The 16,127-nt window shown below is 65.5% G+C and carries 16 protein-coding genes; 9 read left to right on the forward strand and 7 right to left on the reverse strand.

Annotation, left to right across the window (positions count from 1 at the left end; translation table 11 throughout):
- Positions 1-34 precede the first annotated feature (34 nt).
- Positions 35-733 (forward strand): FkbM family methyltransferase, encoded by a 699-nt coding sequence (locus IAG41_RS10445; RefSeq protein ID WP_187728533.1) that lies wholly within the window; start codon positions 35-37, stop codon positions 731-733.
- A 68-nt stretch (positions 734-801) separates the two neighbouring features.
- On the opposite strand, the gene IAG41_RS10450 is transcribed toward IAG41_RS10445, so the two are convergent.
- Both IAG41_RS10450 and IAG41_RS10455 read right to left on the reverse strand, forming a co-directional pair.
- Positions 802-2,193, reverse strand: coding sequence for an HlyD family type I secretion periplasmic adaptor subunit (locus IAG41_RS10450; RefSeq protein ID WP_187728534.1), 1,392 nt, complete (start codon positions 2,191-2,193; stop codon positions 802-804).
- On the reverse strand, positions 2,190-4,376 hold the full coding sequence (locus tag IAG41_RS10455; RefSeq protein WP_187728535.1) for a type I secretion system permease/ATPase: 2,187 nt from the start codon (positions 4,374-4,376) through the stop codon (positions 2,190-2,192). The genes IAG41_RS10450 and IAG41_RS10455 overlap by 4 nt, the downstream gene beginning before the upstream one ends.
- 280 nt (positions 4,377-4,656) lie before the next feature.
- Here IAG41_RS10455 and IAG41_RS10460 point away from each other — a divergent pair, with 280 nt between their 5' ends.
- The 7 genes from IAG41_RS10460 (at position 4,657) to IAG41_RS10490 (ending at position 10,951) form a co-directional block, all read left to right on the forward strand.
- On the forward strand, positions 4,657-5,163 hold the full coding sequence (locus IAG41_RS10460; RefSeq protein WP_187728536.1) for an FxDxF family PEP-CTERM protein: 507 nt from the start codon (positions 4,657-4,659) through the stop codon (positions 5,161-5,163).
- A gap of 158 nt (positions 5,164-5,321) precedes the next feature.
- Positions 5,322-5,606 carry a hypothetical protein gene (locus tag IAG41_RS10465; protein WP_187728537.1) on the forward strand — a complete coding sequence of 95 codons (285 nt, stop codon included), beginning with the start codon at positions 5,322-5,324 and terminating at the stop codon, positions 5,604-5,606.
- 194 nt (positions 5,607-5,800) lie between these two features.
- Positions 5,801-7,177, forward strand: coding sequence for an exopolysaccharide biosynthesis polyprenyl glycosylphosphotransferase (locus IAG41_RS10470; RefSeq protein ID WP_316251134.1), 1,377 nt, complete (start codon positions 5,801-5,803; stop codon positions 7,175-7,177).
- 74 nt (positions 7,178-7,251) lie between these two features.
- The gene (gene rfbB / locus IAG41_RS10475; protein WP_187728539.1) at positions 7,252-8,313 is read left to right on the forward strand and encodes a dTDP-glucose 4,6-dehydratase; all 1,062 of its coding nucleotides are present in this window, start codon (positions 7,252-7,254) and stop codon (positions 8,311-8,313) included.
- A complete protein-coding gene (gene rfbD, locus IAG41_RS10480) occupies positions 8,313-9,176 on the forward strand; it encodes a dTDP-4-dehydrorhamnose reductase (RefSeq protein WP_187728540.1) in 864 nt (287 codons plus the stop codon). Before rfbB ends, rfbD begins: the two co-directional genes overlap by 1 nt.
- Positions 9,089-9,994 (forward strand): DUF6629 family protein, encoded by a 906-nt coding sequence (locus tag IAG41_RS10485; RefSeq protein ID WP_262408573.1) that lies wholly within the window; start codon positions 9,089-9,091, stop codon positions 9,992-9,994. The genes rfbD and IAG41_RS10485 overlap by 88 nt, the downstream gene beginning before the upstream one ends.
- A gap of 42 nt (positions 9,995-10,036) precedes the next feature.
- The gene (locus IAG41_RS10490; RefSeq protein WP_187728541.1) at positions 10,037-10,951 is read left to right on the forward strand and encodes a DMT family transporter; all 915 of its coding nucleotides are present in this window, start codon (positions 10,037-10,039) and stop codon (positions 10,949-10,951) included.
- On the opposite strand, the gene IAG41_RS10495 is transcribed toward IAG41_RS10490, so the two are convergent.
- Positions 10,926-11,519, reverse strand: coding sequence for a DUF938 domain-containing protein (locus tag IAG41_RS10495; RefSeq protein ID WP_187728542.1), 594 nt, complete (start codon positions 11,517-11,519; stop codon positions 10,926-10,928). The two genes, IAG41_RS10490 and IAG41_RS10495, sit on opposite strands and share 26 nt — an antisense overlap.
- The gene (locus IAG41_RS10500; RefSeq protein WP_187728543.1) at positions 11,516-12,037 is read right to left on the reverse strand and encodes a CcdC protein domain-containing protein; all 522 of its coding nucleotides are present in this window, start codon (positions 12,035-12,037) and stop codon (positions 11,516-11,518) included. Before IAG41_RS10500 ends, IAG41_RS10495 begins: the two co-directional genes overlap by 4 nt.
- A 93-nt stretch (positions 12,038-12,130) precedes the next feature.
- Between IAG41_RS10500 and IAG41_RS10505 the strand changes: the two genes are divergently transcribed.
- The gene (locus tag IAG41_RS10505) at positions 12,131-12,598 is read left to right on the forward strand and encodes a methyltransferase family protein (protein ID WP_187728544.1); all 468 of its coding nucleotides are present in this window, start codon (positions 12,131-12,133) and stop codon (positions 12,596-12,598) included.
- Between the two features lie 116 nt (positions 12,599-12,714).
- Here IAG41_RS10505 and gcvPB read toward each other — a convergent pair whose 3' ends face one another.
- From gcvPB to gcvH, 3 genes are all read right to left on the reverse strand, one after another.
- Entirely contained in the window at positions 12,715-14,283 is a 1,569-nt protein-coding gene (gene gcvPB / locus IAG41_RS10510; protein WP_187728545.1) for an aminomethyl-transferring glycine dehydrogenase subunit GcvPB, read from the reverse strand.
- Complete coding sequence (gene gcvPA / locus IAG41_RS10515) at positions 14,280-15,638, reverse strand: aminomethyl-transferring glycine dehydrogenase subunit GcvPA (protein ID WP_187728546.1); 1,359 nt, start codon at positions 15,636-15,638, stop codon at positions 14,280-14,282. The genes gcvPB and gcvPA overlap by 4 nt, the downstream gene beginning before the upstream one ends.
- A gap of 117 nt (positions 15,639-15,755) precedes the next feature.
- A complete protein-coding gene (gene gcvH, locus IAG41_RS10520) occupies positions 15,756-16,127 on the reverse strand; it encodes a glycine cleavage system protein GcvH (protein ID WP_187728547.1) in 372 nt (123 codons plus the stop codon).

Here is a 16,127-nt window from a genome sequence, read left to right on the forward strand (position 1 = left end):
CGCGCCGGCGATACAGCCATAAAGGGAGATGCAGGTGAATATCCGGGGCAGTCTGCGGCGCCTTTACAATGGCCTCAACAAGCATGCCGCGCGGCACATCATCCCGGCGCTGTATCGTCCGGTGGCGGCCGGCAAGCTGGTCACCATGGGCAATGGGCACGGCGCATGGCGCGTGCCGATCGATCAGCTCCGCGCGGACATGGTCTGCTATTGCGTCGGCGTCGGGGTCGAGGCCTCGTTCGACGTCCAGCTCGCTGAGAACGGCTGCCAGGTCTATTCGTTCGATCCCACGCCCACCGCGATCGCCTATATGGAGACGCTGGACTATCCCAGAGACCGACTGAAGTTCCTGCCTATCGGTGTGTGGAGCGAGAACACCACGCTCGAATTCTTCATGCCGGCGGACGGCGTGGTCAATCTGTCGGTCAAGAACGTCCACCTCACCGGCGTCTCGGTGAAGGCCGAGTGCAAGACGCTGACGACGATCATGCGCGAGCTCGGCCATGACCGGATCGACCTGCTCAAGGTCGATGTCGAAGGCGCCTGGAAGGAAATCATCGATTCGATGGTCGCGGACGACATCCGCCCCTCGATCTTCTGCGTCGAGTTCGACAGCCCCACTTCGACGCTCAAGGTCGCCAATACGATCCGGCAGCTCAAGCGTATCGGCTTCGAGCTCGCCGATATCGATCGCGACAATTACCTGTTCGTCCAGTCGGCGCTGGTGCGCTAGGCCGGATCGACATTGGCGGGAAAGTTCCCCTCCCCTGCAGGGAGGGGAGAAAGAAATATCGATCTACCTCAGCGTTCGTGGAGCGCGTTGCCGCTGGTCTCGACGATCGGACTGATCAGGTAGCTGAGCAACGAACGCTTGCCCGTGACGAGATCGGCACTGGCGTTCATCCCCGGACGCAACGGCACCCGGGCGCCATCGACCGCGATATACACGCGGCTCAAGGATACCCGCGCCTTGAAGACCGGCGGCTGGCCTTCCTTGACCATCACCGCCTCGGGGCTGATCGCGATCACCTTCCCGGGGATCGTGCCGTAGCGCGTGTAGGGAAAGGCCTGGAGCTTCACGTTCACCGGCATTCCGGTCTTCACGAAGCCGACATCGCTGTTCTGGATCGCCACCTCGACCTCGAGCCGGGCATTCTCCGGAACGATCGTCAGCAGCGGCTTGGCACCTTCGACCACGCCGCCCTCGGTATGCACCGAAAGCTGCGAGATCGTGCCCGAGACGGGGGCGCGAAGCTCGCGGAACGAGCTGCGCAAAGTCACCTTGGCGAGTTCCTCGCGCCGCGCGCGGGCGTCGTCCTCGGCCTTGACCAGGTCCTGGAGGATCTGGCCACGCGCTTCCTCGCGCGTCTTGATCGTCGTGCTCGACGTGCCCTGCGATTGCTGCGCGAGCCGCCCGACCGCCGCGCGAGCAGCCGCCAGGTCCTGCGTTTCTGAGATCAGCTGCCGCCGCAAGTCGACGACGCGCAGTTTGGAAACATAGCCCTTGGCGGCGAGCACCTCGTTGGCACGCACCTGCTGCTCGAGCAGCGGCAGCGATTGCTGGAGCTTCTGCACCTGTGCCCGCGCTTCCGCCGAAGCCGACGCCGCAGCGCCACTTTCCGAACGGCCCGTTGCGGCGATCGCCTGGATTTCGTTCAGGCGTGCGCGCGCCAGGCTGCGCTGGGTCTCGATCGCGTCCGCCGGTGCCGATTCGGGCGCGACGAACAGGAAGCCCTTGCCGTCGAGCCCGCTCAATACCGCGCGATTGCGCGCTATATCGAATTCGGAGGTGAGCAACGCCGCGCGCACCTGCGCCGCCTCGGCGGACGATACGGTGGGATCGAGCATGATCAGCACCTGGCCCTGCTGGACCCGCTGTCCCTCGGCAACCAGGATCTTGCGGATGATGCCGGTTTCCGCAGCCTGCACCACCTTGGTCTCGCCCACCGGCGCGATGCGCCCTTCCGCGGGCGCCACGACGTCGACCTTGCCGAACGTCAGCCAAAGCGCGGTGGCAGCGACCCCGACGAGCATCACCTTGGCGGTGATCCGCGCCGTCGGCGACACCGGCCGTTCGACGATTTCGAGCGCCGCGGGCAGGAATGCAGTGTCATATTCGTCGCGGCCCCAGCGGCCGCCGTTGCGCATGGGACGCAGAACGGCCTTGGGCTTGATCGGAACGATGGCGTTCATGCGGCGATTTCCCCGATGCCGTTCTGGCGGCGATTAAGATCGGCGTAACGTCCGCCGGCACGGATCAGCTGTTCATGGGTGCCGCTCTCGACGATCCGCCCGCTCTCCAGCGTGATGATCCGGTCGCAGGCGCGGACGGCCGAAAGGCGATGCGCGATGACGATCAGCGTACGGCCGGCCGAGATCGCGTTGAGGTTGTTCTGGATCAGCTCCTCGCTTTCGGCATCGAGCGCCGAAGTCGCCTCGTCGAACACCAGCATCCGCGGGTTGTTGACCAGCGCACGGGCGATCGCGATGCGCTGGCGCTGCCCGCCGGACAGGTTGACGCCGCGCTCGACAATCTCGGTGTCGTAACCGCGCGGCTGGCGCATGATGAACTCGTGGGCCCCTGCCAGCCTGGCCGCGCTGACGACGCGGTCGAACGGCATCGCCGGGTTGGCCAGCGCAATATTCTCGCGGATCGTGCGGTTGAAGAGCAGATTCTCCTGCAGCACCACGCCGATCTGGCGACGCAGCCAGGCAGGATCGAGCTGGTTCACATCGACGTCGTCGACCAGCACGCGCCCCGCCTCTGGCATGTTGAGCCGTTGGAGCAGCTTGGCGAGCGTCGACTTGCCCGATCCCGACGAACCGACAATGCCGAGCGAGGTCCCCGCCGGAATGTCGATCGTGATGTCGCTGAGCACGGGCGGGGTATCAGGCGCATAACGGAAGCTGACGAATTCGAAGCGCACCGCGCCGCGCACCGCAGGCAGCGTCGCCGCCGATGCCGAGCGCGGCTCGGGCGGGTGGTTGAGGATGTCGCCCAGCCGTTCGATCGCGGTACGGACCTGCTGGAAGTCCTGCCACAGATGCGCCATCCGGATCACCGGCCCGGTCACGCGCTGCGCAAACATGTTGAATGCGACGAGCGCGCCCACCGTCATCGTGCCGGCGATCACCGCCTTGGCGCCGAAGAACAGGATCGCCGCGAAAGTTATCTTCGAGATCAGCTCGATGCCCTGCGTGCCGGTATTGGCGACGTTGAGCAGCCGCTGCGATGCGGCGGTATAGGCGGCGAGCTGCTGCTCCCAGCGGTTCTGCCAGTGCGGCTCGACCGCGGCCGCCTTGATCGTGTGGATGCCCGATGCGCTCTCGACCAATAGCGCGTTGCTCGCCGAGCTCTTCTCGAACTTGTCGTTGACGCGCTCGCGCAGGGGTCCCGCCACGCTCAGCGAGACGACGACATAGGCCGCCAGCGAAATCGCGACGATGCCGAACAATGCCGGCGAATAGACGAGCATCGCCACCAGGAAGACGATCGTGAAGATCGGATCGACGATCACCGTCAACGACGCGTTGGTCAGGAACTCGCGGATCGTCTCGAGCTGGCGAACACGGGTGATGGTGTCGCCCACGCGACGCTGCTCGAAATAGCTGAGCGGCAGCGAGAGCAAATGGCGGAACAGCTTGGCGCCCAGCTCGACATCGATCTTCTGCGTCGTCTCGGTGAACACGCGGGTGCGGATCCAGCCCAGGGCGACTTCCCACACCGACACGGCCAGGAAGGCCAGCGCCAGCACGTTGAGCGTGCTCAGGCTGTTGTGGATGAGGACCTTGTCGATCACGCCCTGGAACAGCAATGGCGCGGCGAGACCGAGCAGATTGAGCGCGAAGGTGATGACGAGCACTTCGATCAGCAGCTTGCGATAGCGCCGCATCTGCTTGCCGAACCAGGCGAGGCCGAAGCGCAGGTCGGGTGCGCCCACCGCGCGGGTGGTGAGCAGGACCACCAGGCCCGACCACATCGCGTCGAGATCCTCGCGCCCGATATGCTCGGGCGCGTTGCCCGGCCGCTGGATGACGATGCCGTTCTCGCTCAGGCCGCCGATCAGGAACCAGCCTTCGGGGCCGTGCGCCATCGCGGGAAAGGGCTGGCGCGAAAGGCTGCCGCGCTGGACCTGGACCGCCTTGGCGCGCACGCCGGCGTGGCGCTTGGCCAGGCGGATCACGTCATCGGCCGAGATCGCCTGGTCGTGGCCAAGCTCGTGGCGGAGCTGTTCGGGCGTCGTCGCGATCCGGTGTACGCCAAGCAACGCCGCGAGCGCATGCAAGCCCGACTCGCGCATCTCTTGCTCGCGTTCGGCGGAAGCGCTTGCAGCGAAGGCATTTTGGAGCCGCGCCTGCATATCATCGCGTTTCATTCTGGGATTCCGCCTTCCATTGGCTGGCACGGAAGAACGTGATGAAGAAAACTGGTAAATAATTCCCTAAATTGCGGGAATTCCGGGGTTTTTACGGAGCCCGGCGAAGGCTCGATAAACATGTCCGATATGTTTCCAAATGTTTTCTGAGGTTCGCGAATTAATGCTGCGACTGCGTAAAACGCAATTGCGGTTGATGCCCCGTTAACGTACCAAAAGGTGCGAGCGGCAGAGGGGGAACTCTTCCGTCGTGTCCTGGATCAGGATTTCGGAGGATAGTATGACTCGTTTTCAGCGCATTCTGACCGCGGCGGCAGTCACCGCGGCCGCATTCGGCTTCACCGGCTCCGCCAGTGCAGCAAATTTCATTTGCAATCCCGCCCCGGGCGTCTGCACGTTCGACGGCACGACGGGTGGCATCGTCAATTCGATCGCGAAGGGCTCGACCCACACCGATCGTTTCTATTTCACCGTCTCGTCGGCGGGCGAGTTCCTGTTCAACTGGACCACGAGCAAGCTCTCGCTGACCTCGGCCAACTTCAACGGCGGCGCCGCGTTCGCCCCGGTCTTCGGCCAGGACTATAGCTTCAACGTGCTCGCTGCAGGGACCTATTTCCTCGAGGTGACCTCGCACAACAGCACCGAGCGCACCTCGACCTTTGTGACCTCGGCCGATTTCGCCGCGGTTCCCGAGCCGGCGATGTGGGGCATGATGATCGGCGGCTTCGGCCTGGGCGGCATGGCGATGCGTCGCCGCCGCGCGCTGGGCACTGCAACGTTCGCCTGAATCGGCCGTGCCTGCAAGGCAATCTAAGGGGCGCTCTCGGGCGCCCCTTTTTGTGCGATCCGTTGTGCCCGCACGGCGCGCGGCGCCGATCTCCACGCCATTAGCCGGCTGTTAATGCCGGTGGATTACCTTCGCTTGCGAGTTGAAGGAAAAATATGATGGCTCAGCCTGCTGTCTCACCGTTTCACGAACCGAAGCCCGCCGAGCGATCCGCCGCGCGGCAACCGGAAGCGCTGGACGAACTCGGCGAAGGCCCCGTGGCTGCGCTGCAGCAAATGCTGATGACGCGGATCGCGGATTGGCCCAGTGTCGCCGATCCCTTTGTCGTCGAAGGACCTCGCCAAATCCTCGAAGAGATCGTCTCGACGGTGTCGCGCGCGGCGGGCTATATCTGTCTTGCCGGTGCCTTGATAGGTATTGGGGCGTACATCTTCATAGTGTAACTATTTAGATTGTTTCAGTTCCGTCCCAGGTTAGAACCGGTTGGTCGCGCAGACGGGTTTCCAGTTAACGGGCGGTTAGGTATATTGCACCGCACAAGGCCGAATCGGCCATGGCCAGCGTATTCCATTGTGGGGGGCCAGACGGGGCGATGAACGCTTTAGAAGCACAGCGCGCGTTTGAGGAGCAGCTACGCGTGCGCACAGCATCGAGCACTGCCGTAATTCCGCGCCGCTCGACCTGGTCCAAATCCTCGGTCCGCCTGCTGCTCTACGCGCAGCTTCTGTTGCTCGATTCCGCATCGATCATCGCAGGCTTCTATCTCGCGTCAAGCGTGCGCGAGGGGCATTGGCTGTCGCTCGCGGGAGTCAATGTCGGCTTCTTCCTGCTGCCGATCACAATCGGCACGGCGATCGCCACGGGCACCTATTCGATCAATTCGCTGCGTTATCCGCTCGCCGGATTGCGTGGCATCGTCTCGGCGTTCACCTTTTCGGTGCTGATCATGCTGCTGGGCACCTTCGTGCTCACCACCGATCTGCAGCTCTCGCGCCTCCAGCTCGGCGTCGGCGCCGCGTGCGCGCTCGCTCTGCTCGCGACGGGGCGCATGCTCTTCCGGATTCACGCCAAGCATGTCACTGGCGGCCTTTGGCTCGACGAGCTCATAATCGTCGACGGCGCGGTGCTCGACGCCACGGACGGCGCCGTCGCGCTCGACGCGCGCGTGGTGAATCTTTCGCCCAATCCCCAGGACCCGCTGATGCTCCAGCGCCTCGGCAGCTCGGTCGTCGGGTTCGATCGCGTCGTCGTCGCCTGCGCGCCCGAGCGCCGCGCGGTCTGGGCGCTGCTACTCAAGGGCATGAACATCAAGGGCGAGATCCTCGTCCCGCAGTTCAACGATCTCGGCGCGATCGGCGTCGGCACCTATATGGGCAAGGACACCCTGGTCGTGTCGCAGGGCCCGCTCAGCATGCCCAATCGCGCCAAGAAGCGCGCGCTCGACTTGGCGATGACCGTCCCCGCGCTGATCGCGCTGGCGCCGCTGATGCTGATGGTGGCGATCGCGATCAAGCTGGAGTCGCGCGGGCCGGTGCTGTTCGCGCAGGACCGCGTCGGCCGCGGCAACCGATTGTTCAAGATCCTCAAGTTCCGCTCGATGCGCCAGGAGCGCACCGATGCCGACGGCACCCGCTCCGCGAGCCGCGACGACGATCGTATCACGCGCATCGGCAAGATCATCCGCAAGACCAGCATCGACGAGCTTCCCCAGCTCATCAACGTGCTGCGCGGTGACATGAGCCTGGTCGGGCCCCGGCCCCACGCGCTGGGATCGCGCGCCGCCGAGCAGCACTTCTGGGAGATCGACGAGCGCTACTGGCACCGCCATTCGCTCAAGCCCGGCATGACCGGCCTGGCGCAGATCCGCGGCTTCCGCGGCGCCACCGATCGCCGCGTCGACCTGACCAACCGGCTCCAGGCCGATATGGAATATATCGACGGCTGGGAAATCTGGCGCGACATCAGCATCCTGTTGAAGACGCTCAAGGTCGTCGTCCACTCCAACGCCTTCTGATCCCGCCAAGTCTTGCGTTGAAACCAGGGCCGGTTCGCGGCATCGCTGCGCGGACTTTCCTTTCCGAGCGAGCAATGACCCAGCAAACCTTCCTCGTCACCGGCGGCGCCGGCTTCATCGGATCCGCGGTGGTGCGCCATCTCGTCCGCTCGGGCGCGCGCGTGATCAATCTCGACAAGCTCACCTATGCCGGCAATCCGGCCTCGCTCACCTCGATCGAGAACGCGCCCAATTACCGCTTCGTCCAGGGCGATATCGCTGACACCGCGCTGGTCCTGCCCCTGCTCCGCGACGAGCAGGTCGATGTGGTCATGCACCTGGCCGCCGAAAGCCATGTCGACCGGTCGATCGACGGCCCGGGCGAGTTCATCGAGACCAATGTCGTCGGCACCTTCAAGCTGCTCCAGGCCGCGCTCGAGCATTGGCGCGCGCTCGAGGGCGAGAAGCGCGACACCTTCCGCTTCCACCACATCTCCACCGACGAGGTGTTCGGCGACCTGCCCTTCGACAGCGGCATCTTCACCGAGGAGACGCCCTACAACCCCTCCTCGCCCTATTCGGCGTCCAAGGCGGCGAGCGACCATCTCGTCCGCGCCTGGAACCACACCTATGGCCTGCCGGTGGTACTCTCGAACTGCTCGAACAATTACGGGCCGTTCCACTTCCCCGAAAAGCTGATCCCGCTGACTATTCTCAACGCGCTCGAGGGCAAGCAGCTGCCCGTCTATGGCAAGGGCGAAAATGTCCGCGACTGGCTCTATGTCGACGATCACGCCCGCGCGCTGGCGACGATCGCCACCAAGGGCGTAATCGGCGAGAGCTACAATGTCGGCGGCCGGAACGAGCGGACCAACCTGCAGGTGGTCGAAACGATCTGCGACATCCTCGACGCGCGGATTCCGCTCGAGGATGGCCGGAAGCGCCGCGAGCTCATCACCTTCGTCAGCGATCGCCCCGGCCATGATCGCCGCTATGCGATCGAGGCGACCAAGCTGGAGACCGAGCTCGGCTGGAAGGCCGAGGAGGATTTCGAGAGTGGCATCGCCAGGACGGTCGACTGGTATCTCGACAATGGCTGGTGGTGGGAGCCGATCCGCTCGGGCAAATATGCAGGCGAGCGGCTGGGCGCCGCCTGATGCGCATCCTCGTCACCGGCAGCGAGGGCCAGGTCGCGCGGAGCCTGGCCGAACAGCCCGGCAGTCATGAGCTGGTCTTTGTCTCGCGCCCCGATCTCGATCTCGCCTTGCCGGAGACGATCGAGGCGACGGTGGCGCAGGTCCATCCCGATCTGATCGTTTCCGCCGCCGCCTATACCGCGGTCGACAAGGCCGAGAGCGAGACCGATCTCGCTCTGGCGATCAACGGCACGGCCCCCGGCGTGCTCGCCCGCGCGGGCGCCAGGATCGGCGCGCCGATCATTCATCTCTCGACGGACTATGTCTTCGACGGCAGCCTCGATCGCCCCTGGCGCGAGGACGATCCCGTCGGCCCGATCAACGCCTATGGCGCGACCAAGCTCGCCGGCGAACAGGCGGTGCAGGCTTCCGGCGCCACGCATGCGATCCTGCGGCTCGCCTGGGTCTACAGCCCGTTCGGCAGCAATTTCGTCCGGACGATGCTCCGCCTCGCCGAGACGCGCGACGCGCTCAACGTCGTCGACGATCAGCGCGGCTGCCCCAGCTCGGCGCTCGACATCGCCACCGCGATCCTCAAGGTCGCCGACGCCTGGCGGGACGGCGCGAGCAGCGGCATCTATCACTTCGCCGGCTCCGGCGAGACCGACTGGGCCGGCTTCGCCCGCGAGATCTTCGCCGAAAGCGCCGGCCATGGCGGACCGAGCGCCGCGGTCACCGGCATCCCCTCCACCGATTATCCGACCCCGGCCCGGCGCCCCGCCAATTCGCGGCTCGATTGCACCCGCTTCTCCGAAACCTTCGGGTATCGCGCCCCGCGCTGGCAGGAGTCGCTGGCAGGGGTGGTAGCGCGGCTCTTGGATTAATCCGCTACAGGCTGTTTTGCATCGTCGCCTGCTGGCTATGTGCCAGGAATCACTGCACACCGATTCTCGCCACTTCGGCCGGAGAGAACCGCATGTGCTTTTCGGCCACTTCCAGCTTTATCGCCGCCGGCGTGATCGGGTCGATCGGGATTGCGACGCTCCGCCATGTGCGCGAGCCGCGTGCGCTTCTGTTCGCCTCCGTGCCGATGCTGTTCGCGGTGCATCAGTTTACCGAAGGATGGGTCTGGCTCGGCCTCAACGGACATATCGGCAAGCTCGCGCTTGACCATGTCGCCTTCCTGTTCATGCTCTATGCGCAGGGAATCCTGCCGCTGCTGCTGCCGGCCGCGGTCGCGCTGATGGAGCCGCCCGGCTGGCGCCGCGGCGCCATCCTCGCGCTCACCGCCGTCGGCGCTCTGGTGTTTGCATGGGATGTCTCCGGGCTGATCTTCTTGCCCAGTCGGTGCTTCATCGAACAGAATTCGATTGCCTATCGTAACCCGATGACGGGCAATATCTGGATATCCTATTTGTATATTCTCGCCACCTGCGGCGCGTTGCTGCTGTCGACCCATCGGGTCGTCAGGGCCTATGGCGTGCTCAACGTCATCGCGCTGACGATCGCGGAAATCATCAAGGAATACGCCTTTGCTTCGGTCTGGTGCTTCTACGCGGCAATCATGAGCGTGGTGATCTATTGGCAATTCAAGCGCCGGAACATCGATATTGAGACGCCCAACGGCACCTCGCCGATCCTCAGGCCGTTGCTCCTCACTTGGGTGCGCCTCAGGAGGGTGGTTAGTGCGCGAGCGGACTGAAACGGCCTTGCCCCCCGCGCCCGCGCCACCTAACCCGCGCTCGTGTCCCAATCGCACACCGATCGCGTCCTTACCGGCCTGGCGCTCCGCCTGTTCGCGATCGCCTGCCTCTCGACCATGTCGGCGCTGATCAAGCTGGCCGAGACGCGCGGCGCGGGGCTGGTCGAAACGATGTTTCACCGCCAGCTCTGGGCGGTGCCGCTGGTGACCGCCTGGATCGCCGCCGGGCCGGGCCTCGGGTCGATCCGCACCCGACGTTTCGGCGCGCATCTCTCGCGCACCGCCGTGGGACTGACCGGCATGGTCTTCACCTTCGGCTCGGTGCTGCTGCTTCCGCTCGCCGAGGCGACAACCCTGCAGTTCACCGTGCCGATCTTCGCGACGATCCTGGGCGCGCTGGTGCTCAAGGAACCGACCGGCTGGCACCGCTGGGGCGCGGTGATCGTCGGATTCCTCGGCGTCCTCGTCGTCGCGCAACCGGGCGGCGGCCATTTCCCGCTTTACGGCGCCGTGGTGGGCCTGCTCGCCGCCTTGTTCGTCGCGATCGTCGCGATCCTGCTCCGCCAGATCGGCAAGACCGAGAGCGCCGGCACGACGGTCTTCTGGTTCTCGACGCTCTCGGTGCTGCCGCTCGGCGCCGTCTACGCCTTTCAGCTCAAGGCGCACGATCCGCTCACCTGGGCGATCCTGGTGGCGATCGGACTGGTCGGCGGAGTCGGCCAGCTGGCGCTCACCGGCGCCGTCCGCTTCGCGCCCGTCTCGGCGGTGGTGCCGATGGACTATTCGGGGCTGGTCTGGGCAACGCTCTATGGCTGGCTGCTGTTCGGCGTTTTGCCGACGCCCTACACCTGGATGGGCGCACCGATCATCATCGCGAGCGGCCTCTACATCGTCTATCGCGAGCAGCGCCTGCGCCGCAGCGTCAGCCCGGTCACCGCCGCCGAAACACCGGCATGAGGTTGTTGGCGGGCATCTCGGCGGTCCGCTCCAGCACCAGTCCCTGCGCCTCGGCCACCGAAGCAACGTCCTCCAGATAGCGCAGCCCGAAATCCGGGCTCTTCTCCTTCAGCCACAATTCGAACTGCTCGTTCGAAGGCGCCGTTGGCACGTGACGCTGACGATAGGGCCCATACAGTATCAGCGGCGCGCCCGGCGCCAGCAGTCGCCCCGCGCCCGCCATCAGGCCCAGCGTCGCTTCCCACGGGCTGATATGGACCATGTTGACGCACAGGATCGCGTCGGCGCGATCGACGGGCCAGTCCGCAGCGGCGGCATCGAGCCCGATCGGCGGCAGCACATTGGGCAGGTCCGCCGTCCATGCCGTGATCGACGCGAGCGCCTCGAGATCCGGATCGGTCGGCTGCCAGATGAGCGCCGCGAAGCGCTCGGCGAACCAGGCGCAATGCTCGCCCGTCCCGCTCGCCACTTCGAGCACATGTCCCTGCGCCGGCAGTTCCTCGGCCAGCACCGCCGCGATCGGTTCCCGGTTGCGCTCCGTCGCCGGCGCGTGGCGCCGTGCACTCACGCCACTGCCCGCGCTTCCTCGAGCAGCCGCTTGGCGCGCAGGTACATCTCGATCCGCTGGGTCGCGAGCAGGCCCAGCGCGAACGCGATCAACACGTCGGTCACCGAAGCCAGATCGATGTGCAGGCCCGGGCCGCCCATCGCCGCTGCCTCGCGCACACCCATCCGGATCACGATCAGCCCCAGGATGAACAGCATCGCCGCGGGCGACGCCTTTTGCGAAACCTCGTGCGTCTCAGGGTTCACGCTGATCCGCATCATCCGGCCGCGCTGCCAGCCCAGGGCCGCGCCGATGCCCAGCCCCACCAGCACCGCGATCCACATCAGCCCCGCCGGCGGAAAGCGCCAGAACATGAAGCCAGCAATGCCCAGATAGAGCACTGGGATGATCCACATCTGCTCGATCTTGAGCGGCCGTTCGCGCGACATCCGCCGCATGCGCAGCGCGAGCACGACCAGGATGATGACGGCGCTGATGGCGAAGCTTATCCAGTTCGCCTGCGGGTTCGGATGATTCATGCGCGCGTCTTTCGGAAACCGTCGCGCAAATCACAAGCCCGAACCGTTGCGGCGCGCACGCTTCGGGTCCATCACGTCCCGTGGAGGGACGTCATGGATACGAATCGCGAAGCCACGCGTCGGGAGATAAGCCCCCCAGTGGCCTTTATCGGCACCTTCATCGGCGGCATGATCCTCAGCGGCATCCTCGGCCACCCCGATCTACCGCTCAGCGGCAGCTTCGAGCGGACGATCGGCATCGCCGGAATGCTGCTCGGCGCGGGCCTGCTCTTCTCGGCGGTGCGGCTGTTCCGTGACGCGGGCGTCGATCCCTGGCGCGGCGCTCCGGACCTGATCGCCGATGGCGTTTATGGCCGCAGCCGCAACCCGATGATCCTCGGCATGGGCATCATCTATCTCGGCGCCGCGATCTTCGCCGACAGCATGATCACCCTGCTGCTGATCGCTCCCTTGTTCTTCGTCCTCCAGAACGAAGTGATCGAGCCCGAAGAGACCGACATGCAGACCCGCTTCGGCGACCGCTACCGCGCCTATAAGGAAGACGTGCGGCGCTGGATCTGATTTTCTAAGACCCCTCCCCTTCAGGGGAGGGGTTTGGGGGTGGGGCGGTGTCTCACCGAGACTCGCTTCCAAGACTCCTCCACCCCAACCCCTCCTCTGAAGAGGAGGGGCTTATCTCACTCCGCCGCTTCCGCCACCGGCTCCTTCCACGCCAGCACCGGCTTGCGCGCCGCCAGCGTCTCGTCGAGCCGCCGCCGCGGCGCGAAGTGCGGTGCGGTCTTGATCGTCGGGTCGCCGTTCTTCGCGCGCGCCGCCACGCTCCGGAACGCGCCGATGAACTGGTCGAGCGCCGCCTTGCTCTCGGTCTCGGTCGGCTCGACCAGCATCGCGCCGTGGACGACGAGCGGGAAATACATCGTCATCGGGTGATAGCCCTCGTCGATCAGCCCCTTGGCGATGTCGATCGTCGAGAAGCCCTCGGGCAGCCCGTCGTCCGAGAAGATCGCCTCGTGCATGCAAGGCCCCGAATTGGCGAAGGGCGCGTCGAGCACATCCTCCATCGAGCGTAGGATGTAATTGGCGTTGAGCACCGAATCCTCGGCGACCTGACGCAAGCCATCGGCCCCGTGCGACAGGATATAGGTCAGCGCGCGCGTGAACATGCCCATCTGGCCCTGGAAGGCGACCATGCGGCCGAAGCTGCCGGCATGATGCTCGCCCGCGGTCTCTTCCTCGACCAGGCGATAACCGTCTTCGGTCTTCTCGACGAACGGCAAAGGCGCATAGGGCGCCAGCGCTTCCGACAGCACCACCGGCCCCGAGCCCGGGCCGCCGCCGCCATGCGGGGTGGAGAAGGTCTTGTGCAGGTTGATGTGCATCGCATCGATGCCGAGATCGCCCGGGCGCACCCGGCCGACGATCGCGTTGAAGTTGGCGCCGTCGCAATAGACATATCCACCCACGGCATGCACCGCGTCCGAGATCGCCTTCATGTCGCGCTCGAACAGGCCGCAGGTGTTCGGATTGGTGATCATCACGCCGGCGATGTCCGGCCCCAGCCGTGCCTTGAGCGCTTCCAGGTTGACCCGGCCGTCCTCGGTCGCGGGAATGTCCTCGACGGTGAAGTTGGCGAAGGCCGCCGTCGCCGGATTGGTGCCGTGTGCGCTGATCGGCACGAGCAGGATCTTGCGGTGTCCCTCGCCCTTGGCCTCCAGCGCCGCGCGGATCGCCAGCACGCCGCACAGCTCGCCATGCGCACCCGCCTTGGGGCTCATCGCCACGGCGTGCATGCCGGTCAGCGTCACCAGCCAGTGCGCGAGCTGGTCGATCACCTCGAGCGCGCCCTGCACCGTATCGACCGGAGCCAGCGGGTGGAGATCAGCGAAACCGGGAAGCCGCGCCATCCGCTCGTTGAGCCGCGGATTATGCTTCATCGTGCAGCTGCCCAGCGGGAACAGCCCCAGGTCGATCGCGTAATTCTGGCGGCTCAGGCGCGTATAGTGGCGCACGGTCTCCGGCTCGGAGAGACCCGGCAGGCCGATCGCCTTGCCGCGCTCCAGCCCGCCCAGCCGCGACGCCGCCTTGGGCGCCTCGGCGAAGTCGACACCGGTGGTGTCGGAGGATCCGATCTCGAAGATCAAAGGCTCTTCGAGCATCAGCGCGCGGTTGCCGGTGAAGGTCGCGGTGCTGCTCTCGCCGGCCTCGGGCGCGGTGGGGCGCCAGCCGCTCTGGTTGATCGTGCTCATGCCAGCACCTCCTCGAGTGCGGAGGCGAAGGTCTCGACATCCTCCGCGGTGGTGGTTTCGGTCACCGCGACGACCAGCCCGTTCTGAAGCTCCGCCGCATCCGGATAGAGCCGCCCGAGCGACACGCCCGCCAGGATGCCCTTCTCGGCCAGCGTGCGAACCACCGGCCGCGCTTCCTTCGACAGCTTCAGGGTAAACTCGTTGAAGAAGCTGTCGGTGATCAGCTCGACGCCCTTCACCTTGGCCAGCCGGTCCGCTGCCGCGCTCGCGCCCATATGGTTGACGTGCGCGAGTTCGCGCAGCCCCTTCTCGCCGAGCAGGGTCATGTGGATCGACCAGGCCAAAGCGCACAGCACCGAACTGGTGCAGATGTTCGACGTCGCCTTTTCACGGCGGATATGCTGCTCGCGGGTGCTGAGCGTCAGCACATAGCCGCGCTTGCCCTCGGCATCTTGGGTCTCGCCGCACAGACGCCCCGGCATCTGCCGCACCAATTTCTCGGAACAGGCGAACAGGCCGACATAGGGTCCGCCGAACTGCAGGCCAACGCCGATCGACTGGCCCTCGCCCACAACGATGTCCGCGCCCATCTCGCCGGGCGAGCGGATCGCCCCCAGCGCCACCGGCTCGGTGACCACCGCGACCAGCAGCGCCTTCTTGGCGTGCGCCGCCTCGGCGAGCTTGGAGAGATCGCCGATCCGCCCGAGAATGTCGGGGTACTGCACGACCACGCACGAGGTATCGTCGTCGATCAGCGCGATCAGCTCGTCGGTGTCGGGCTTGGCCGACAGCGTGGGCACGCGCGTGTCGAGCACGTCGCCGGTGAACTTCGCCATCGTATTGGCGACCGAGACATAATGCGGATGCAGGCCGCCCGAGAGGATCGCCTTGCCGCGCCGCGTCACGCGCCGCGCCATCACGATCGCTTCCCAGCACGCGGTCGATCCGTCGTACATCGACGCATTCGCCACGTCGCAGCCGAGCAGCCGCGCGACCTGTGACTGGAACTCGAACATCATCTGCAACGTGCCCTGCGCGATCTCGGGCTGATACGGCGTATAGGCGGTCAGAAACTCGCCGCGCTGGATCAGATGATCGACGCTCGCCGGCACATGATGCTTGTATGCCCCGCACCCGAGGAAGAAGGGCGCGCTCCCCGCCGCCAGATTCTTTGCCGCCAGTACCGTCATATGGCGCTCGACCGCCATCTCGCTCGCGTGCAGCGGCAGGCCGTGGATCGGGCCATCCAGCTGTGCGGAAGCGGGCACATCGACGAACAGATCGTCGATCGAGGCAGCGCCGATCACGCCGAGCATCGCCTGGCGGTCGGTCTGGGTAAGGGGAAGGTAGCGCATCTAGTTTCTTTCTCCCCTCCCGCTTGCGGGAGGGGTCGGGGGAGGGTCTGTCATGGGAGAGCGATCCACCCGCGGATACGCCCTCCCCTAACCCCTCCCGCAAGCGGGAGGGAATAGTTAAAGCTTGCTGACGAACGCCGCGTACTTGGCCTCGTCCATCAGGCCCTCCAGCTCGCTCGGATCGCTCAGCGTCAGCTTGAAGAACCAGCCCTCGCCCTCGGGATCCTCGTTCACCAATGCGGGATTGTCGGAGAGATCACTATTGCCCTCGATCACCGTGCCCGAGACCGGCGAATAGACGTCCGAAGCGGCCTTGACGCTCTCGACCACCGCGACATCGTCACCCTTGCCGACTTCCTTGCCCTCGTCGGGCACCTCGACGAACACGATGTCGCCGAGCTGGCCCTGGGCATATTCGCTGATGCCGACGGTGCCGATGTCGCCATCGACTTCAACCCATTCATGATCTTCGGTGTAGTAGCGGCTCAT

It is taken from the genome of Sphingomonas sp. JC676 (genome assembly GCF_014489075.1).
Taxonomy (GTDB): domain Bacteria; phylum Pseudomonadota; class Alphaproteobacteria; order Sphingomonadales; family Sphingomonadaceae; genus Sphingomonas.